Annotated in this window: 17 protein-coding genes; 9 read left to right on the forward strand and 8 right to left on the reverse strand. The window is 71.1% G+C overall.

What is annotated here, in order from left to right:
- Positions 1 to 30 precede the first annotated feature (30 nt).
- The 5 genes from PUW82_RS03000 (at position 31) to PUW82_RS03020 (ending at position 7,242) form a co-directional block, all read left to right on the forward strand.
- Positions 31 to 432, forward strand: a complete 402-nt coding sequence (locus tag PUW82_RS03000) for a fluoride efflux transporter FluC (RefSeq protein WP_274220855.1) — start codon at positions 31 to 33, stop codon at positions 430 to 432.
- A gap of 17 nt (positions 433 to 449) precedes the next feature.
- Positions 450 to 815: a fluoride efflux transporter FluC gene (locus PUW82_RS03005; RefSeq protein ID WP_337994537.1), complete on the forward strand. Its 366-nt coding sequence runs from the start codon at positions 450 to 452 to the stop codon at positions 813 to 815.
- 115 nt (positions 816 to 930) lie between these two features.
- Positions 931 to 4,308, forward strand: coding sequence for an efflux RND transporter permease subunit (locus tag PUW82_RS03010; RefSeq protein ID WP_274220857.1), 3,378 nt, complete (start codon positions 931 to 933; stop codon positions 4,306 to 4,308).
- Positions 4,309 to 4,552: 244 nt separating this feature from the next.
- On the forward strand, positions 4,553 to 6,778 hold the full coding sequence (locus PUW82_RS03015; RefSeq protein ID WP_274220858.1) for a DEAD/DEAH box helicase: 2,226 nt from the start codon (positions 4,553 to 4,555) through the stop codon (positions 6,776 to 6,778).
- A 71-nt stretch (positions 6,779 to 6,849) separates the two neighbouring features.
- Positions 6,850 to 7,242 (forward strand): VOC family protein, encoded by a 393-nt coding sequence (locus PUW82_RS03020; RefSeq protein WP_274220859.1) that lies wholly within the window; start codon positions 6,850 to 6,852, stop codon positions 7,240 to 7,242.
- Positions 7,243 to 7,264: 22 nt separating this feature from the next.
- On the opposite strand, the gene PUW82_RS03025 is transcribed toward PUW82_RS03020, so the two are convergent.
- Positions 7,265 to 8,326, reverse strand: coding sequence for an Rv2578c family radical SAM protein (locus tag PUW82_RS03025; protein ID WP_274220860.1), 1,062 nt, complete (start codon positions 8,324 to 8,326; stop codon positions 7,265 to 7,267).
- Positions 8,327 to 8,414: 88 nt separating this feature from the next.
- Here PUW82_RS03025 and PUW82_RS03030 point away from each other — a divergent pair, with 88 nt between their 5' ends.
- Entirely contained in the window at positions 8,415 to 9,530 is a 1,116-nt protein-coding gene (locus PUW82_RS03030; protein WP_274220861.1) for a M15 family metallopeptidase, read from the forward strand.
- A gap of 40 nt (positions 9,531 to 9,570) precedes the next feature.
- Here the strand turns inward: PUW82_RS03030 and PUW82_RS03035 are convergent, their stop codons facing one another.
- Complete coding sequence (locus PUW82_RS03035) at positions 9,571 to 9,900, reverse strand: winged helix-turn-helix transcriptional regulator (protein ID WP_274220862.1); 330 nt, start codon at positions 9,898 to 9,900, stop codon at positions 9,571 to 9,573.
- 72 nt (positions 9,901 to 9,972) lie between these two features.
- Here PUW82_RS03035 and PUW82_RS03040 point away from each other — a divergent pair, with 72 nt between their 5' ends.
- A complete protein-coding gene (locus PUW82_RS03040; RefSeq protein ID WP_274220863.1) occupies positions 9,973 to 10,620 on the forward strand; it encodes an FMN-dependent NADH-azoreductase in 648 nt (215 codons plus the stop codon).
- A 16-nt stretch (positions 10,621 to 10,636) separates the two neighbouring features.
- Here the strand turns inward: PUW82_RS03040 and PUW82_RS03045 are convergent, their stop codons facing one another.
- Positions 10,637 to 11,446, reverse strand: coding sequence for an energy-coupling factor transporter transmembrane component T (locus PUW82_RS03045; protein WP_274220864.1), 810 nt, complete (start codon positions 11,444 to 11,446; stop codon positions 10,637 to 10,639).
- On the reverse strand, positions 11,443 to 13,278 hold the full coding sequence (locus PUW82_RS03050; protein WP_274220865.1) for an ABC transporter ATP-binding protein: 1,836 nt from the start codon (positions 13,276 to 13,278) through the stop codon (positions 11,443 to 11,445). The genes PUW82_RS03045 and PUW82_RS03050 overlap by 4 nt, the downstream gene beginning before the upstream one ends.
- Before the next feature lie 98 nt (positions 13,279 to 13,376).
- Here PUW82_RS03050 and PUW82_RS03055 point away from each other — a divergent pair, with 98 nt between their 5' ends.
- Entirely contained in the window at positions 13,377 to 13,799 is a 423-nt protein-coding gene (locus PUW82_RS03055) for an NUDIX hydrolase (protein WP_274220866.1), read from the forward strand.
- Between the two features lie 170 nt (positions 13,800 to 13,969).
- Here PUW82_RS03055 and PUW82_RS03060 read toward each other — a convergent pair whose 3' ends face one another.
- From PUW82_RS03060 to PUW82_RS03075, 4 genes are all read right to left on the reverse strand, one after another.
- The gene (locus tag PUW82_RS03060; protein WP_274220867.1) at positions 13,970 to 14,578 is read right to left on the reverse strand and encodes a dihydrofolate reductase family protein; all 609 of its coding nucleotides are present in this window, start codon (positions 14,576 to 14,578) and stop codon (positions 13,970 to 13,972) included.
- A gap of 20 nt (positions 14,579 to 14,598) precedes the next feature.
- A complete protein-coding gene (locus PUW82_RS03065; protein WP_274220868.1) occupies positions 14,599 to 15,060 on the reverse strand; it encodes an SRPBCC domain-containing protein in 462 nt (153 codons plus the stop codon).
- On the reverse strand, positions 15,057 to 15,425 hold the full coding sequence (locus PUW82_RS03070) for an ArsR/SmtB family transcription factor (protein WP_274220869.1): 369 nt from the start codon (positions 15,423 to 15,425) through the stop codon (positions 15,057 to 15,059). Before PUW82_RS03070 ends, PUW82_RS03065 begins: the two co-directional genes overlap by 4 nt.
- 305 nt (positions 15,426 to 15,730) lie before the next feature.
- Positions 15,731 to 16,273, reverse strand: coding sequence for an ECF transporter S component (locus tag PUW82_RS03075; protein WP_274220870.1), 543 nt, complete (start codon positions 16,271 to 16,273; stop codon positions 15,731 to 15,733).
- Between the two features lie 182 nt (positions 16,274 to 16,455).
- Here PUW82_RS03075 and PUW82_RS03080 point away from each other — a divergent pair, with 182 nt between their 5' ends.
- Positions 16,456 to 20,067, forward strand: a complete 3,612-nt coding sequence (locus PUW82_RS03080; protein WP_274220871.1) for a S8 family serine peptidase — start codon at positions 16,456 to 16,458, stop codon at positions 20,065 to 20,067.
- The last annotated feature ends 20 nt before the right edge of the window (positions 20,068 to 20,087 follow it).

The raw sequence follows: 20,087 nt of genomic DNA on the forward strand, positions 1-20,087 counted from the left end.
CTCGACGAGCCGCGGCACTACCGTGGCGACGTGGTCGGCCGCGCACGGATATCGCCGCTGACGCTCCTGCTCGTGATGGTCGGGGGCGCGGCGGGCGTCGCTGTGCGCGCCGCGCTGACCGTCCCGTTCGTCGGGTGGATGCATCCGCTCGTCGTGCCGTCTCTCACGCTGGGATGCAACCTCGTCGGCTCCTTCCTCCTCGGCGTCGTCATCGGTCGCTGGGGCGATGCGCACCCGCGGCGACGCGCCTTCGTGGGCACCGGAGTGCTCGGTGGCTTCACGACCTACAGTGCGTTCGCAGTCCAGTCGATCGAGGTCGCCACCAATGCCCCCGTCGTGGGTCTCGTGCTCATGGCCGTCTCGCTGATCGGTGGTCTGCTCGCCGCGGCGCTCGGTCTGTCGGCGGGTTCCCGAACGGGCGCGGCGCGGTGAACGGGATGAACGTGGGGATGATGATCGCCCTCGTCGTCGCGGGCGGCGTCGGCGCCGGCATCCGTTACGTCATCGACGTCGTCCTCACGCGGGGACGGAGCGACGCCTTCCCGATCGGGATCATCGTCGTGAACGTCACCGGATCGGCGCTCCTCGGGTTGCTCACCGGCCTCGGCACGGTGATCGGTGCCGACGTGCTGGCGGTGCTCGGCATCGGTCTGCTCGGCGGATACACGACCTTCAGCACCGTCTCGGTCGAGACGGTGCGGCTCGCGCGCCGGGGTCGTCGCGACTGGGCCGTCGTCAACCTGTTCGGCACCCTCGCGGCAGCCGTCGTGGCGGCGGCGATCGGGATGACCGTCGGTGGTCTCTTCCCCCGCTGACCCATAGCCGGGCGTGGGATACTGGGCGTCGATACAGTCCTGTATCGACGAGCGCTCTGCGCCCGACCTGCACCGCACCGACATCCGCGCCGTTTCCGGCGCTCCGAGGGATCCTGTGTCGAAACTCGCCGTCCTGAGCCTGAAGAACCGTGCGCTCATCGCGCTGATCACGATCGTCGCCGCCGTGTTCGGCGGGCTCGCGCTCACGAACCTGAAGCAGGAGCTCATCCCGTCGATCGAGCTGCCGCAGCTGTCGGTCGTCACGACCTACCCCGGCGCCTCGCCCGAGGTCGTGAACACCGACGTCTCGACGCCGATCGAGACCGCCATCCAAGGCATCCCCGGGCTGGAGTCGACGACCGCGACCAGCTCGACCAACGCGTCGATCATCCAGGCGTCCTTCACCTACGGCACCGACCTCGCCACCGCCGAGCAGAAGATCCTGCAGGCCGTCAACCGCATTCAGAGCCAGCTGCCCGACGGCGTCACCCCCAGTGTGCTGAGCTTCTCGCTCGACGACCTGCCCGTCATCCAGCTCGCCGTCACGGGCTACGACGACGAGGAGTCGGTGCAGGCGCGCCTCGAGAGCACCGTCATCCCCGACCTCGAGGACGTCGACGGCGTCAACGCCGCGCAGGTGGTCGGCGGACGTGCCGAGCGCATCACCATCACCCCCGATCAGGCGGCCCTCGCCGGAGCCGGCTTCAGCCAGCAGGCGATCCGCGACGCGCTCGAGCAGAACGGCGTGCTCTTCCCCGGTGGCGAGATCACCGAAGGCGACCAGTCGCTCACGGTGCAGACGGGCGCGAAGATCGCGTCGGTCGAGGAGCTGTCGGCGCTGCCGCTCGTGCCGACGGATGCCGCGCAGCTGACCGGTGGTCTCACGACGATCGGCGACGTCGCGACCGTCGCGCAAGAGCCGGCGCCCATCACCTCGATCTCGCGCGTCGATGGTGAGCCGGCGCTGACCATCGCGGTCACGAAGCTTCCCGCGGCGAACACGGTCGACGTCTCGCGCGGCGTGCTCGCCGCGCTCCCGGCCCTCGAGGACGACCTCGGCGGCGACGCGCAGTTCACGGTCGTGTTCGACCAGGCGCCGTTCATCGAGGAGTCGATCGCGGCCCTCGCGCAGGAGGGTCTGCTCGGCCTCGTGTTCGCCGTGCTGGTCATCCTCGTGTTCCTGCTGTCGGTGCGCTCGACGATCGTCACGGCGATCTCGATCCCGACGAGCGTGCTCATCACGTTCGTCGGCATCCAGGCGTTCGGCTATTCGCTCAACATCCTGACCCTCGGTGCGCTGACCATCGCGATCGGGCGCGTCGTCGACGACTCGATCGTCGTCATCGAGAACATCAAGCGCCACTACGTCGAGGGAGCCGACAAGCTCGCGGCGATCACCCTCGCGGTGCGCGAGGTGGCGGCGGCGATCACGGCGTCGACCATCACCACCGTCGCGGTGTTCCTTCCCATCGCCTTCGTCGGCGACCTCACCGGGGAGCTGTTCCGCCCGTTCGCGCTGACGGTGGCCATCGCCATGTCCGCGTCGCTGTTCGTCTCGCTGACGATCGTGCCCGTGCTGGCGTACTGGTTCCTGCGCCCCGGCAAGCCCGTCCTCGGCGCCGACGGCCAGCGGATCGACCCCGAGCACCCCGATGCCCCGCCGTCTCGCCTGCAGAAGGCGTACCTGCCCGTGCTGCGCTGGACGCTGCGCCACTCGGTCGTCACGCTGCTCGTGGCCGTGCTCGTCCTCGCCGGCACGATTCTCGCGGTGCCGCTCATGAAGACGAACTTCCTCGGCGACTCGGGGCAGAACACGTTCACGATGACCCAGTCGCTCGGACCGGCCGCGTCGCTCGAGGCCGAGGATGCCGCAGCCCAGCGCGTCGAGGACGCCATCACCGACCTCGACGGCATCGACGCGGTGCAGGTGTCGATCGGATCGTCCGGTTCACAGTTGCGCGACGCCTTCTCGGGCGGCGGTGGCGGTATCACCTACTCGATCACCACCGACAGTTCGGCCGACCAGCTCGAGGTGCGCGACCGCGTTCAGCGGGCCGTCGCCGATCTCGACGACGTCGGCGAGATCCAGATCTCGGCAGCCGGCGGCGGGTTCGGCTCGAGCGACATCGAGGTGGACGTCACGGCGGCCGACCAGGAGTTGCTGCGCGAGGCCACCGACGCGGTCGTCTCGTCGCTGCAGGACGCCGACGGTGTCAGCCAGGTCGCCTCGAACCTGTCGGCCTCGCTGCCCTTCATCGCCGTGACCGTCGACCGCGAGGCGGCGGCATCCCGCGGCCTGTCGGAGGTCGCCGTCGGCGGCATCGTCTCGGGCACGATGCAGCCCCAGTCGATCGGCACGGTCGAGATCGACGACACGTCGCTGACGGTGTACCTCGCCGCCTCGCAGGAGCCGGCCACGATCGACGAGCTGCGTCAGCTGACGATCCCCACCGCCGGCGGCGCGATCCCGCTGCAGGACATCGCCACGGTCGAGCAGAGCGAAGGCCCGACCTCGATCACGACGCAGCGCGGTCAGCGCACCGCGACCGTCACCGTGACGCCCGCGGGCGACGACCTCAACGCCGCCTCGGCCGCCGTCGCCGATGCCCTCGACACGGTTGATCTGCCGCAGGGGGCGGATGCCGAGATCGGCGGCGTCCTGACGCAGCAGCAGGATGCCTTCGCGCAGCTCGGTCTCGCGGCGCTCGCGGCCATCCTGATCGTCTACATCGTGATGGTCGCGACCTTCAAGTCGCTGCGGCAGCCGCTGCTGCTGCTGGTCTCGGTGCCGTTCGCGGCGACCGGCGCCATCCTGCTGCAGATCGCCACCGGCATCCCGCTCGGGGTGGCGTCGCTCATCGGTGTGCTCATGCTCATCGGCATCGTGGTGACGAACGCGATCGTCCTCATCGATCTCGTGAACCAGTACCGCGAGAAGGGGCTGTCGGCGCACGACGCGACGATCGCCGGTGGTTCGCGACGCCTGCGCCCGATCCTGATGACGGCGCTCGCGACGATCTTCGCGCTCACGCCCATGGCGCTCGGCATCACGGGGCACGGCGGGTTCATCTCGCAGCCGCTCGCGATCGTCGTCATCGGTGGACTCATCTCGTCGACCGTGCTGACCCTGCTCGTGCTGCCGACGCTGTACAACCTCGTCGAGGGCGCCCGCGAGCGCCGGGCGGCTCGTCGCGGAAACGCGGCGGGCGCGGTCTCGGACGAGCACGAGGACGCCGGATACCCCGCCGCCGCGGCACCGATGACCCGTCGCGAGCGGCGTCTCGCCGAAGCGGCCTCGGCCGAGCCGACGCACCTCGTCGTGCCGGCCGGTGGATCGCTGGATGCGCCGAGCCACCTCGTCATCCCCGTCGAAGCGGACGAGTCGGCGGGCGACCCCGGCCGTGACGCCGGCGCCGGCACGACGCGCGGCGCTCGCCCGAGCCGTTCGGTGCCCGGGGCATCGCGCGGACCCCGCCGGCGCCGCCTGGCCTGATCCGCTCCGGCGGGGCGCCGTGCCGGGCGGCCCCGCCAGGGCGTTTCTCAGGCGGATGCCGTATCGTTGGCGGGTCGGCTCGGGACAACGCGTGATCGCGACAGGTTTTGTGAGTCCTGGGGGCCGATGGTGAGCGCCGATCGGCGCGCATGAACACCATGTGAATGGCCCCGGCCGACGGATGTCCGGGTATGCCCGCGTGCGCGGGCGCTGTTCTCGTGCCGAGAACCCGAAGGACACACCCATGCCCAAGAACAAGAAGCCGGCTGGCGGTCGAGCTCAGAACTTCGAGCCCCGCTTCGGCAAGAAGACCCCGTACCAGGACGCCAAGCGCCGCCCCGGCCAGTCCTCCGCCGGCACGGCCGGCAGCAAGAGCCCCTCGCACCGCGGCTACCGGCCCGAGTCGGACGAGGCGCCCCGCAAGAACCGGTGGAGCGCGCAGGAGCGCGCCGGGCGCGACGAAGCCCGCGGCATCCGTTCGCAGGCCCGCGACGTCCGCGGCGGCCGCGACGACCGCGCCCCGCGCGACGACCGCCGGTCGGATGCCGCCGGTGGGCGCCGCCCGTACGAGGCGCAGCCCCGCGGTGACCGCCGCACCTTCGGCGACGCGCGTCCGTCGTACCGTGACGACCGTCCGCGCCGTGATGACCGCCCGAATCGGGATGACCGCCCCCGTCGTGACTTCGGTGACCGTCCGAACCGTGACGACCGTCCGGCTCGTTCGTTCGATGACCGTCCGCGTCGTGACTTCGGTGATCGTCCGAATCGGGATGACCGTCCCCGTCGTGACTTCGGCGATCGTCCGAACCGAGACGACCGTCCGGCTCGTTCGTTCGACGACCGTCCGCGTCGTGACTTCGGTGATCGTCCGAACCGGGATGACCGTCCGCGTCGTGACTTCAGCGACCGTCCGAACCGCGACGACCGTCCCCGTCGTGACTTCAGCGACCGTCCGCGTCGCGACGACCGTCCGGCTCGCGATGACCGCCCGGCTCGTTCGTTCGACGACCGCCCGCGTCGCGACTTCAGCGACCGTCCGAACCGCGACGACCGTCCCCGTCGCGACTTCAGCGACCGTCCGCGTCGCGACGACCGTCCGGCCCGCGACGACCGACCGGCTCGTTCGTTCGACGATCGTCCCCGTCGCGACGACCGCCCTCGCCGCACCGACGGCCCGAGCCGCTCGAACTGGGCGGCCGAGACCGCTGCGAAGGCCCACCAGGACCACGTCGACACCGTGCACGAGCGCCTGCAGGCCGAAGCCGTCGACGCCGCGACGGTAGCCCAGGCATCGTTCGGCGACCTCGGACTCGGCGAGAACATCGTGCGTCAGCTCGAGGCGCTCGGTGCGGCATCCCCGTTCCCGATCCAGGCTGCGACGATCCCGCCGATCCTCGAGGGCAAGGACGTGCTCGCCCGCGGCCGCACCGGCTCGGGCAAGACGATCGCTTTCGGCGCCCCGCTGGTCGAGTCGATCCTGCGCTCGCAGGCGGGCAAGCGCCGCGAGTTCGGCCGTTCGCCCAAGGCGCTGATCCTGGCGCCGACCCGCGAGCTCGCGCTTCAGATCGACCGTACGGTGCAGGCCATCGCGCGGAGCGTCGGCCTGTTCACGACGCAGATCTACGGCGGCGTGCCGCAGGCGCGTCAGGTCGGTGCGCTGAAGAAGGGCGTCGACATCATCATCGGCACCCCCGGCCGCATCGAGGACCTGCAGAACCAGGGCAAGCTCGACCTGTCCGAGGTGCAGATCGTCGTGCTCGACGAGGCCGACCACATGAGCGAGCTCGGGTTCCTCGAGCCGATGCAGCGCATCCTCCGTCTCGTTCAGGACGGCGCGCAGAAGCTGCTCTTCTCGGCGACCCTCGACCGTGAGGTCGCCGCGCTCGTCGACGAGTTCCTCGTCGAGCCGGCCGTCTACGAGGTCGCCGGCGAGAGCCAGGACACCTCGACGATCGACCACCGCGTGCTGGTGCTCGACCACCGCGACAAGGCGGAGATCCTGAACTCCCTCGTCGATCGCGACGGCAAGACGCTCGTCTTCTCGCGGACCCGCGCGTACGCCGAGATGCTCGCCGAGCAGTTCGACGATGTCGGCATCCCCGCCGTCGCCCTCCACGGTGACCTCAATCAGGCCAAGCGCACGCGCAACCTGCAGCGCCTGACCGATGGCAAGGTGCGGGTGCTCGTGGCGACGGATGTCGCAGCCCGCGGCATCCACGTCGACGACATCGACCTGGTCGTCCAGGCGGACGCGCCGGATGAGTACAAGACGTACCTGCACCGCTCGGGCCGCACCGGTCGCGCCGGCCGCACCGGCACGGTGGTCACGCTGGTGACCCGCCAGCGCCGCCGCCGCATGACCGAGATGCTCGAGCGCGCCGAGATCGACGCACCGTTCGAGGACGTGCGCCCCGGCGACGACCTGCTCGAGGAGCTCTCGGGCCGTCAGCAGTCGAACGTCGACGCCTGACCTGAGCCGCCACGACAGCCCGCGAGCCCCCCGGCTCGCGGGCTGTCGTCGTTGTGCACGAGACTGGGGCGGTGGCCGGTTTCCATCACGTCGAGATCTGGGTCGCGGAGCTCGAGTCCGCCCTGACGGAGTGGGGGTGGCTGCTTCGCGAACTCGGCTTCGAACGCGACAGCGCATGGTCCACCGGCGAGACGTGGAGCGCCGGCGGTGCATACCTGGCGCTGACGACCTCGCCGAACCTCAGCCCGGGGCTGCACGATCGCCGCGCGCCCGGCGTCAACCACCTCGCCTTCAGTGCGGGCACTGCCGACCGGGTCGACCGCGTCATGGCAGAAGCCCCGGACCACGGATGGACGCCGCTGTACCACGAGCGCTATCCCCACGCGGGAGGCCCGAATCATTACGCGGGCTGGCTCGAGAGCAGCGCCGGGTTCAAGGCCGAGGTCGTCGCCGACGGATCGTGAATGCGGCGCCAGCCGCGACGCATCAGAACAGCGTCGGGACGGATGCCGCGGCGGCGCGGCCACGCGACGTCGTGACGACCGGCCCGGGGCGGAAGCGCCGGGTGCTGGGCTGCGCTTCCTCTTCTTCGAGACCGCCCCGCAGGCGGAGACGCGCGAGCAGCGGCCGAACGCGCGCCGACAGCATGCGGCGGTAGCCCTGCGGCGCCTGCACCGCGGCGCCGGGGTAGAGGCCGCGATACGCGGGAACCAGGTCGGGGCGTTCGCGCGCGAGCCATTGCTGGAACCATGGCTTCACGCCGGGTCGCAGATGCATGGCGCCGTATACGACACGTGCCGCACCGGCATCCGCGATCTGCGTCAGAGCGGTGTCGAGCACCTCGACCGAATCGGTGAGGTGGGGCACGATCGGCATCAGGAACACGGTGACTCGGAAGCCCGCCGCGCTCGCGGCGCGCACGGTTTCGAGCCGCGCGGCGAAGGTGGGCGCTCCGGGCTCGAGCAGGTGCCGCAGCGGCTCGTCGAGCACCGCGATCGACATCGCCAGATCGATGGGCACGGATGCCGCGGCCTCGCGCAGCAGCGGCAGATCGCGGCGCAGCAGCGTGCCCTTCGTGAGGATCGAGAACGGTGTGCCGCTTTCGGCCAGCGCCGTGATGATGTCGGGCATGAGCCGGTATCGGCCCTCGGCGCGCTGGTACGGATCGGTGTTCGTGCCCAGCGCCACCTGCTCGCGCGCCCAGCCGGGCTTCGCCAGCTCGCGGCGGAGCACCTCGGCGACGTTGAGCTTGACGACGATCTGCGAGTCGAAGTCGGCGCCGGCATCGAGGTCGAGATACTCGTGCGTGCCGCGGGCGAAGCAGTAGACGCACGCGTGCGTGCAGCCACGGTAGGGGTTCACGGTCCAGTCGAAGGGCATCGCCGAGGGGCCGGGAACCCGATTGAGCGCGGATCGCGCCATCACCTCGTGGAACGTGACCCCGGCGAACTCGGGGGTCGTGACCGACCGCACCAGACCCGTCAACGTCTCGAGGCCGGGAAGGGCCGCGGCATCCGTCGCTCCCACCTGCTGCCCTTGCCAACGCATGGAGAGATTCGAACAGAGATTCGAACGGTTGTCAACCGGAGGGCCGCGGCTCCCCGGAACCGCGCACGTCGCACGGCAGAATGGGCGTGTGGCGCACCTGACTCACCCCGAGACGCGTCGCTCGCGACGGGAGCGGGCGACGGCCGCGGCGCCGTTGCCGACGCGTCGCGAGCTGCGCGAGCGGACGCAGGCGCCCCCCGCCGCGCGCGGTCGTCGACACCCGCCGTCGGTGTACCTGCGTCGTCGCCTGATCGTGGGTGGCGCGGCCGTGCTCGTCGTCGCGGGCATGGTCTCGGGCGCAACGGGTATCGCGTCGCTCGTGTCGGGATCTCCGCCCGCGGCCGGCGGATCGGCCGCCGTCGCGAGCGGCGAAGCCGCCGCCGAGATGCCGCGTGCGACCGTGCTGCCGGCACCGGCTCAGACCGCGATTCCCCTCGGCGCCGACGGTGCCGAGGCCGAAGCCGCTCCGGGCGGCGGGGGAGCGGTGTGCGATGACCCCGCCTTCCGCGAAGCGCTCGACTCCGGCTCGGACTCCGAGGCCATCGCCGCCGCGGGCGGCCCGGAAGCGTTCCGTTCGGCGATCTCGTCGGGCACGGCGCCCTGCGTCGACCTGCGTGCGGCCGACCGAACGTGGGTCCTGGTCAACAAGGCCAACGCTCTCGATCCGATCGACTACTGGCCCGAGCCGCAGGCGCGTGCCGAGGGGGTCGAGCGCACCAGCGGAGGCCACATGCGCGCCGACGTCGCCGCGGCACTGTCGCAGCTGGTCTCGGCCGCTCGCGACGAGGGGGCGGGCGAGATCGGTGTCAACAGCGGGTTCCGCTCGTACGACCTGCAGGTCGCGACGTACCGCAACTACGTCGGCAAGCTCGGCCAGAGCAACGCGGACCTCACCAGTGCACGACCCGGGCACAGCGAGCACCAGACCGGCCTCGCGGTCGACGTCGTCGCCTGCGACGACGGCTGCGGCACGATCGAGGGGTTCGGCGGCACCCCGCAGTCGGACTGGGTCGCCGCCAATGCCCACCGGTTCGGCTTCATCGTCCGCTACGGCGACGGCGACACGGCGACCACCGGCTACGAGTACGAGCCGTGGCACCTCCGTTACATCGGTCCTGAGCTCGCGGGGGCCTACGCGTCGGGCGGATTCCGCAGCCTCGAAGACTTCTTCGGGATGCCGCCCGCGCCGGACTACGCCGACTGATCCAGCTCGCCGCGCGAGAGCCGTCCGTACCGCGTGCTGGTCAGCGGCGGGTGAGGTTGCCGTCGGCCCATTCGCCGAGCTGGCTGAGGATCGGCACGAGGCGCGAACCGGCATCCGTCAGGGCATAGGTGACCGCGACGGGCGGGCCGGGCTCGACCCGGCGCACCACCAGCCCCACCTCGGAGAGTTCGGTGAGACGGTCGGAGAGCACGGCATCGCTGATGCCGGCAACCGCGCGACGGAGGCCGACGAACGAGAGCTCGCCCTGCCCGAGCACATCGACGATCATCCCGTTCCAGCGCTTGCCGAGGACCGAGAACGCGTGCGACACCGCGGCGTCGCAGCGTCGCGCGTCGTGGATGTCGGACATGCCTCCATCGTACGTGTGCTAGCGTTCCCGAAGCCGCTTTGTTTTTCATAGCCCCTCTGATCGGAGAAGCGAATGACCCTGTTCCGCCTGGATGCCAGCATCCTCCCCGCCACCTCTGCCAGCCGCGAGCTCGGTGACCTCGTCGAGGCCGAATGGCTCGCCGCTCATCCCGCGAGCACCGTCGTGCGCCGCGATATCGCCGCCGATCCGGTTCCCGCGACGGCCTGGCGCGATGCCGTGACGGCGGGCTTCACCCCCGCCGAGCAGCACAGCGACGGCCAGCGCAGCGCGATCGCCCTGCGGCAGCAGCTGGCCGACGAGCTCATCGACGCCGACGCCCTGCTCTTCACCATCCCGCTCTACAACTATGGTGTCTCGCAGCACGTCAAGACCTGGTTCGACCTCGCCTACACCGACCCGCGCATCGACCCGCAGGGCACGGCTCTGCGTGGCAAGCCGGCGACGCTGGTCACGGTCCTCGGCGGCAACTACGAGCCCGGCAGCCCCAAGGAAGGGTGGGACCACTCCACCGGCTGGCTCCGCCGCGTCTTCGAGGACGTGTGGGGACTCGACCTGACGGTGGTCCACCGGCCCTTCACCCTGGTCGGGGTCAACCCCGCACTCGACGCCTTCACCGAGGCGGCCGCCGAGCTGCGTGCGAACGCCGAGCAGGCAGCGGTCAGCGCGGGGCGCACGCTCGCGGCATCCCGTACGGCCTGATCGCCACCGGACCGGCTCAGGCCGTCCACGGGAACAGAGCGATCAGGATCGCGCCCGACACGAGCCAGAACGCCACGACGAACACGACATCGCGGCGACGGAACGGCACGAGGTGCCGCTCGGTGCGGTCGGGGTGCGCACCGAAGGCGCGGGAGTCCATGGCGAGTGCGACGCGCTCGGCGTGACGGATCGCACCGGCGAGCAGCGGCACGACGTACCCGCTCCCGCGGGCCATCGCCGCGAACGGTCCGCGGCCGCCGTGTGCGCCGCGGACCCGGTGCGCCTGCCGGATCAGGTCGAGCTCGTACCGGAATCGCGGCACGAACCGGAAGGCCGCGAGTGCCGTGTACCCGACGCGGTACGGCACACGCAGCTGCTGAACGCTGGCTCGCACGAGGTCGGGGCCGGTCGTGGTGAGCCCGGCGATGAACGCCAGCGCGGCGATCGCCCCGAGCCGCAGCCCGGTGGCCGCGCCGATCTGCAGCGCGCCGGCGTACAGCGTCCAGTCGCCGATCTGCAGCACCGCCGGGGTGCCCGACACCCGCGCCGCATCGACCCACAGCGACATGCCGGCGGTGAGGAGGGCTGCGCCGGCGGGCAGAGCGAGAAGGAGCAGCAGCGCCGACCGGGCGGTCCAGCGCGCGCCGACGATGAGCACGGCGTAGGCGAGCGCGAGCATCACGAGGGGGGTCGTGAGGTCGCGCGCGAAGACCAGCGCGAGCATCGCCGGCACCGGAGCGGCGAGCTTGGCGAGGGGGTTCAGTCGGTACAGGAAGCGGCGCGACGGCGGGGCCGGGGCGTACGGGTCGACGACCACGGCGGTCACGGCGGCCCGCCGGGCAGGTCGGACAACCGGGCGATTCCCGACAGCTCGGGCAGGGCATCGAGGTCGTGCAGGGCACGCTTGAGCGGCGGCATCCGCAGCGCCGCGGAGCGCAACAGCTGCTCGTCGCCGAGGATCTCGGACGCGGCCCCGTCGGCGACGATGCGCCCCGCGCCGACGACGACGCAGCGGTCGGCGTACTCGCTCACGAGCTGCATGTCGTGGGTGACGACGAGGATCGTCGTCCCTGCGGCGTTGAGGTCGCGCAGCAGGTGCAGCAGCTCGTCGGCGCGCGCCCGGTCCTGCCCGAACGTCGGTTCGTCGAGGGCGAGGATCGGTGCTCCCGCGATGAGCGCGGTGCCGACAGACAGGCGGCGCTTCTGCCCACCCGAGAGCAGGAACGGATGCCGCTGCGCGTGAGCGGCGAGACCGAAGCGCTGCAGCATCCCGTCGACCCGATCGTGCACCTCGTCGTCGGACAGGCGCTGACGGCGCAGGCCGTGGGCGAGCTCGTCGAAGACCGTCGGGGCGACGAACTGGTGCTCGGGGTTCTGGAACACGAAGCCGATGCGGCGGGCCAGGGCGCGGGCGTCGGCGCGGCGGGGGTCGAGCCCGCTGACGTCGATGCGTCCGCGGGGGGCCGGGACGATCCCGGCGATCGCTTGGATGAGGCTGGTCTTGCCGGCGCCGTTGGCTCCGACGATCGCGACGAACTCGCCCGCGTCGACCACGAGATCGACGTCGTGCAGCACGGTCGCGCGGCCTCGCCGCAGCGTGAGACCCCGCACCGTCACCGCGGTCGTGTCCGGCCGCGTCGGCGCCGGGGCGTGCGTCGGGGCTGGGGCGTGCGCCGGAGAATGTCGCGAAGCTCGGACGTGATGAGCGGATGTCTCCGACGATGGCGCCCCCGTCCGATCCTCGTCCCGGGATGCCGCTGCCTCGAGGCCCGCACGCAGCTCTTCCGGTGTGAGCGGAAGCGGGTCGAGGCCGTACCCGGCTGCGCGCAGCCGCAGAGCCGCGAGCGTCGCGACCGGCAGCCATACGCCGGTCTCGTGCAGTTCGGCCGCGCGCTCGCGGAGGACAGTATCGGCGGGTCCGTCGGCGATCGTGCGCCCGTCGTGGTCGAGCGCCACCACCCGGTCGGTGAAGCGGATCGCGGCGTCGAGGTTGTGCTCGACGAGCAGGATCGCCCGGTCGCCGGCCGCCGCGATCTCGGCGAGGGCGGCGTAGACGTCCTCGATGCCCTCGGGGTCGAGGTTGGCGGTCGGTTCGTCGAGCACGAGCAGCGGCGCGTCGATCGCGAGCGCGCAGGCGATCGCCAGGCGCTGGCGACCCCCACCCGACAGGCGGTCGGGATTCTCGTGCCGCCGCTCCCACAGGCCCATGCGTCGCAGCGCCCGCTCGGACCGCGCGAGCACCTCGTCGACCGGCAGCCGCAGGTTCTCGGGACCGAAGGCGACTTCGTCGAGCAGGGTGCCCGTCACGAGCTGCGCATCGGGATCCTGGAAGACCATGCCGACGCGTGTGCTCAGCCGCGGGATCGGCGTCACCGCGGCGTCATCGCCCGAGACGCGCACCGAGCCCTCGACCGTTGCGGGGATGGCCTGGGGGATCAGCCCGTTCGTCGTCAGGGCCACGGTCGACTTGCCCGAACCGCTGGGACCGAGCAGGAGAACCACCTCGCCCGGCGAGATCGTGAACGTCGCCCCGCGCGTCGCCGCGGCATCCGAGCCCTCGTAGGTCACCGCGAGCTCGCCCACGGCGAGCAGGGGCGGGGGCGTGTGTGCGACGACGGGCGTTCCCGCCGTGGCCGCCCCGGATGCGGCGGAAGTCACGGGCGTCCTCGGATCGGATCGGGCCGTTCCAGCTTAGCGGAGCCTAACTTCGCCGGTCCGGGTCGGGGCTGTCGCCCGGTGTGCCTAGGCTCGAGCGCATGGGCGAGGCCGCGGGAGTTCAGGTGATCGTGCAGCACAGCGACGGGCGCGTGCTGCTGCAGTTGCGTGACGACAAGCCGGAGATCCCCTACCCGAACACCTGGTGCATCCCGGGCGGGATGCGCGACGCGGGCGAGGGGGCGCGAGAGTGCGCGGCGCGTGAGCTGCGGGAGGAGCTGGGACTCACCGTCGCCCCCGAGGCTCTCGAGCTGGTCGGGGCGGAGACCCGTTCCTACGGCCATGAGACGACCTTCGCGCTGCACCGCGACGTCGACCCCGCCGAGATCGATCTCACGGAGGGGCAGGCCATCGCGCTGTTCTCCCGCAGCGAGGTCGCCGCGATGCCGCTCGGCTACGACGACAACGCGGTGCTGGAGTCGTATTTCCGGCGGCAGCAACCCCGCGGCACCCGGGGGCGCTGAGTCTCCGTCATTCGCGACACCTCACGGGATGGTTTCGAGACGACCGTTGGTGGTCAGGTGGGAGCAGCGTGGCGTGACGTTCCGCGGTCGTTTGGCCCGTGGCGCACTGTGGAAGCGGCACCGCCGATACCCCCATGGCACCGGCCAGGTCGACCAGCCGCCGTGTCGCGTCAGTGCGTGGCGCGGCGGTATCGAATGTGGGTTGCCAGTGGGGAGTGCAGTGCCTCGACGGGCTCGAACCCGAAGGCGCCGACCCCGTCGAAGAGGCGTTCGCCGGCTCCGAGGAGAACCGGGGCGATATCGAGGACCAGCTCGTCGATGACGTCGGCCGCGAGTGCTTGGCGGACGGTGGATGCTCCGCCAGCGATGTCGACGCCCCTGCCGTCGGCGGCGGCGAGGGCCTGCGCGTAGGCGGCGTCGAAACCCTCGGCCACGAAGTGGAAGATCGTGCCGCCGGCCATCTCGATCGGCTTGTGCGGGTAGTGCGTAAGCACGAAAACGGGCGCGTGGTACGGCGGCTCGGCGCCCCACCACCCTCGCCAAGGCTCGTCCCACTCCCCGCGGACAGGCCCGAACATGTTGCGTCCCATCACATAGGCGCCGCGGGGACGCATGAGCCAAGAGTGAGCGATGCGGTCGGCGTCGTTCGCCCGCGGATCGCCCATGTGCCAGGGATGCAGCTCCTGGCCCCGGACGCCGAGGCCGTCGTCGCGGCTTTGCTCGGGGCCGGCGACGTACCCGTCGAGTGACATGGACATGTGGCAGGTGGTGTCGGTCATCGTGTTGTCCATGTTCCTGGTCATGATGCGGCAGCAGTGACGTACGCATCGAGGCCCGCGAGGGTCTGGTTCCCGCCCTCGACGGCGTGATACTTCTCGGCCGCCTCGTCGCGCAGGGCTTTCCTGGGGAACAGAGTGCGCAACTCCACCCGCGTCGCCGCGCCGTCGGTCGTGAACGACAGGACGGTCGTGAAGGCGTTCGGATCTCCTTCGTGTTCACCGTGCAGCAGCGTGATGCGCTCAGGACGGGCGATTTCCTCCCAGACGATCCATTCGGGGTATTCGACGCCGTCAGGGCCCCGCATGGTGAACTCCCACACCCCGCCGACCGCGAAGACGAACGATCGCGTCGTGGTCGTGAACCCCTCCGGTCCCCACCACTGCGAGAGGTGCCGCACCTCGGTGAAGGCTTCGAACACCCGCTCACGCGGGGCGGCGATCACACGAGCGACCACGATCTCGCGGTCGCTCGTATCGGTCATTGCTCCTCCTCCGTGAGCCCACTGGCAGGCCGCGCATCGTCCCCGACGAGCCGCCGCACGTACGCGTCCAGGCGGCCGAGGCTCTCGTTCCAGAACTCTTCGAAGCCGCCGGTCCACTCGTGGACCGGCCGAAGCCCTCTCGCATCCAGGCCGTACACCCGCTGCTTGCCGGCCGTGCGGTGACGCACCAGCCCGACCTCGCGCAGCACCCGCAGGTGCTTCGAAGTGCCGGGCTGGGTCAGCCCGAGCTCCCGAGCCACCTCCCCTGCGGGACGGTCGCCGGTACGCAGGAGCGTCAGAATCTCACGCCGCTGCGGTTCCGCGATCGCATTGAAGACGTCCGATGTCGTCGCTGCACGGGCCATGCCACGCATCATATACCCATATAAGCAAGTGAGGTGGGGATCGGCCTGACTGAGGGGCTGACGGTGGGTCACGAGCCAGTCGAGATAGCAATCGCTGCAAGAGATCTACGGTGTGTTTCGAAGCGTCGTCCGGTCAGGCGCTCGACCAACTTCGTTCAAGACCGGCTCATCAGCCGCGAGCGAGGCCGTGGCACGATCGTGCTGCCCTCAGACCTCTATCGGCGGCATGCGCGGCGCGCCGGTGGGCTGAGCCATCGGCGCCCGGCGGGAGGAGACGCGCGGCACCCGGGGGCGCTGAGTCTCCGTCAGCGGCGCGCGACGCCGGCGCGACGCAGGCCGACGCCGACGCCCAGCCCGATGGCGGTCCACACGACCGGGCCGAGCACCGCGAGGGCGAGGTAGACGATCTGCGCCCACAGCGGCAGAGCGCCGAGGTCTGCGATGAAGAACACCGCCATCGCGACGACCACGCCGATCACGACCGCTGAGACGAAGAAGCGCCACGGCGCCCACGAGCGATAGCGCACGAGCGCGGCGACGCCCTCTTGCAGCGCGCCGAACAGCAGAGCCGTGCCGAGGAAGCGGAAAGTGTAGGGCGGCGCGACGGCCGATGACGCCAGCGCGGCGATCAGGTGCGAGACGAGGGCGACCCAGGGCAGGCGCAGGGTCTCTTGCGCGATGATGCCGGGCAGCACGTGCACGCCGAGCACGAACCCGTACAGAATCGGCACGGCCGCGACGACGGGGGCGGCCAGCCAGCCTTCGATGCCGCCCACCAGACCCGTGGCGACGCCGATCGCCGCACAGACGAGCAGAACGCGCGTCGAGAGACGGGATGCCGGGGCCACCCGACCAGCCTATGGGACCGCGTCCGCGCCGCCTCCGCGGTGCGTCCCGGGAAAAATCGCTGCGTATCCGGACCTGAATGCCGGCTCAGGGTTCCCTGTGGGCGACCTGTGAGCTACGGTTTCCTCACCGTGCGCCGATGACGCCGCGCGGGCTGCTCATCCATCCCCCCACTGGAGCGCACATGGTTCGCACCACCCTGCGGACAGTCGCGGCCGTTTCCCTGGCCGCCCTGTTCACGAGCTCTGCCGCAACGGCATCCTTCGCTGTCACGGGAGAGGGGGTGAACATCCCGGTTCCGGTCACGAGCGAGAACGGACGCTACATCGTCCTGCTCGACGAGGCCCCCGTCGCCACTTACGACGGCGGTGAGGCCGGACTCGCACCGACAAAGCCCGACGAGGGCGAACGTCTCGACGCGCAGTCGCGCGCGGTCACCGACTACTCCGGCTTCCTCGAGCAGCGTCAAGAGGAGGTCGCGCAGGAGGTCGGTGCGCAGCCCGACGCCACGTACCAGACCACCCTCAACGGCTTCTCGGCGCAGCTGACCCAGGAACAGGCGGGCAAGCTCGCCTCGACCAAGGGCGTGCTCGGCGTCTTCCCCGATGAGGTGCGTCACGTCGACGCCGTGCCCTCGACGGAGTTCCTCGGTCTCGAGGGAGCGGGCGGAGTCTGGGATGACGTCGGCGGCATCGATGCGGCCGGCGAAGGCGTCGTCGTGGGTGTCGTCGACACCGGCATCGCGCCCGAGAACCCGTCGTTCGCGGGAGAGGAACTCGGCACCGGGGCCGGCGACCAGCCGTACCGCGACGGCGACGACGTCGTCTTCACGCGGGCGGATGGCGGCGAGTTCCGCAGCACCGTCGTCGACCAGGGCGCCGGCACGAAGGATGCCTGGGACCCGTCGCTGCTGAACACGAAGCTCATCGCCGCGCACTACTTCGGCGACGGCGCCGCCGCGAACGGATTCTCGTTCGACGCCGACTACCTCTCGCCGCGTGACGGCGACGGCCACGGCTCGCACACCGCGAGCACCGCCGCCGGCAACAACGGCGTCGAGGCGAGCGTCGAGGGCGTCGACTTCGGTTCGATCTCGGGCGTCGCCCCCGCCGCGAAGGTCGCCTCGTACAAGGCGTGCTTCGTGGGTCCCGACCCGCTGGTCACGACCGACGACATCTGCGCGCTGAGCGACCTGCTGAGCGCCATCGACCAGGCGGTGGCCGACGGCGTCGATGTCATCAACTACTCCATCGGCGGCGGCTCGGCCACGACCGTGCTCGCGCCCGAGGACATCTCGTTCTTCAACGCCGCAGCCGCGGGTGTCTTCGTGGCCACGAGCGCCGGCAACTCGGGACCCGATCCCGTCACGGCCGACCACGCGTCGCCCTGGTACGCCACGGTCGCGGCATCCACCATCCCGACGTGGGAGGGCACCGTCCGGCTGGGCGAAGAGACCGACACCGCTGCGGCCCAGTTCGCGGGTACCTCGGTGTCGGTCGGGTTCGGCGAGACCCTCACGGGTCCGTCGGTGTTCGCCGGTGACGCCGGTCTCGCCGGCGCCGAGACGCCCAACCTCTGCCTGCTCGGCTCGCTCGACCCGGCCGAGGTCACGGGCAAGATCGTGGTCTGCGACCGCGGCTCTAACGCGCGCACCGAGAAGTCGCAGGCCGTCGCGGAGGCCGGCGGTATCGGCATGATCCTCACCAACGTCACGCCGGCGTCGCTCGACAACGACTTCCACAGCGTCCCCACCGTGCACGTCCCCGACACAGCCCGCGCCGCCGTGCTGTCGTACGTGCAGGGCGGTGCCGACCGCGTCGTCACCTTGATCGGCGAGAACGTCACCGGCATCGAGACCCCCGTGCCCCAGGTGGCCGGCTTCTCGAGCCGCGGCCCGATGCTCGCCGACGGCAGCGACGTCATCAAGCCCGACATCACCGCTCCCGGCGTCGCGATCCTCGCGGCCACCGAGAACGGCGTCGACGAGGACCCGACCTTCGGCATCCTCTCCGGCACCTCCATGTCGTCGCCGCACGTCGCCGGCCTCGCCGCCCTCTACCTCGGCGAGCGGCCGCAGGCGACCCCGGCCGAGGTGAAGTCGGCGATGATGACCACCGCCTACGACACCGTCGACGCGTCCGGCGACCCCGTCACCGATCCCTTCACCCAGGGCGCCGGTCACACCGATCCGACGAAGTACTTCGAGCCGGGGCTGCTGTACCTGAACGGACCGGCCGACTGGGCCGCGTACCTGCAGGGGCTCGGCCTGCGCGACTTCGGCGTCGACCCGATCGACCCCAGCGACCTGAACCTGCCGTCCATCGGCATCGGTGCGCTGGGTGCCCCGCAGACGGTCACCCGCACCATCACGGCCACCACGGCCGGCACCTACGAGGCGCAGGCGTCCGTCCCGGGCGTCGACGTGCAGGTGTCGCCGTCGTCGGTGACGCTGGCGGCGGGCGAATCGGCCACGGTCGAGATCACTCTCGCCCGCACCGACGCGCCGATGAGCGCGTGGGCCACCGGCTTCCTCACCTGGACCGGCGGCGTCAACGAGGTCCGCTCGCCCATCGCGGTGTTCCCGGTCCCCGTCGACGCGCCCGCCACGGTACAGGGAACCGGCACCACCGGCAGTGTCGACGTCACCGTCGCCCCGTCGCTGACGGGCGAGCTCGACCTCGGACTGTCGGGCCTGGTCGCGCAGGAGCTGCGCGTGAGTCCGGACTTCCCCGAGGTGCCCGGTCACTCCGGTGACCAGGACTCGTTCTCCGACGAGGGCGAAGCCGGCTTCAACAGGTACGAGGTCGTCGAGGTGCCCGAGGGCACCGAGTACGCCCGGTTCGCGGTCGAGACCGCCGCGACCGAGACCACCGACCTCGACATGACGGTGTATCGCGTGGTCAGCCCCGACGACTGGCGCTACTACGAGCAGTGGTCGTCGGCCACGGCATCCGCCAACGAGTCGGTCTCGCTCACCACCCCGACCGCCGGCACTTACCTGGTCAAGGTCAACCGGTACTCGTTCAGCGAGCCGTTCACCTACGACCTGACCACGGCTGTCGTCGCCGCGGGCGCCTCGGCCGGAGAGTTCACGGCCACGCCGAACCCGCTGCCGACGGTGCAGGGCGAGGACGCGACGTACACCCTGTCGTGGGCCGGACTAGAGCCGGAGAAGACCTACCTCGGCGTCGTCCGCTACGGCGACTCGTCCATCCGGACGATCGTCGAGGTCGAGTCGGGTCAGGGCGCCCCGGTCGCGGTCGTCGCCCCCGAGGTCACCGGCACGGCGAAGGTCGGCAGCACGCTGAAGGCCACCGCCGGCGAGTGGGACCCCGCCGAGGTCTCGGTCGCCTACCAGTGGCTGCGCGGCGGCCAGCCCATCGAGGGCGCCACGTCGGCGACCTACAAAGTGACGCGCGCCGACGTCGGTGCGGCCCTGTCGGTGCGGGTGACCGCGACCGCCGAGGGGAACCCGCAGGCCGGCGTCGCGGTGTCGAACGAGGTGTTCGTGAAGTTCGCCTCGGCCACGACCGTGTCGCTCAACCGGTACGTCGGCACGGCCTCGCAGCCGTACGTCGTGTCGGTGCGGGTCACCCCGAACGGCGGCGCTGCGGCGACGGGCACCGTCGACGTGTGGGTGAACTCCACCCGCTACAGTGCCGAGGTCGTCGACGGCACGGCGCGGATCGAGCTGCCGCGTCAGTCGCGCGGGCTCAAGGTCGTCGTCGCGACCTACAGCGGCAGCGACACCGTCGAAGGATCGCTCGGCCTGAGCGGCTTCCTGGTGCTCTGGTGATCATCGGCTGATCGCGGATC

Source organism: Microbacterium thalli, from assembly GCF_028737325.1.
Classification (GTDB): Bacteria; Actinomycetota; Actinomycetes; order Actinomycetales; family Microbacteriaceae; genus Microbacterium; species Microbacterium thalli.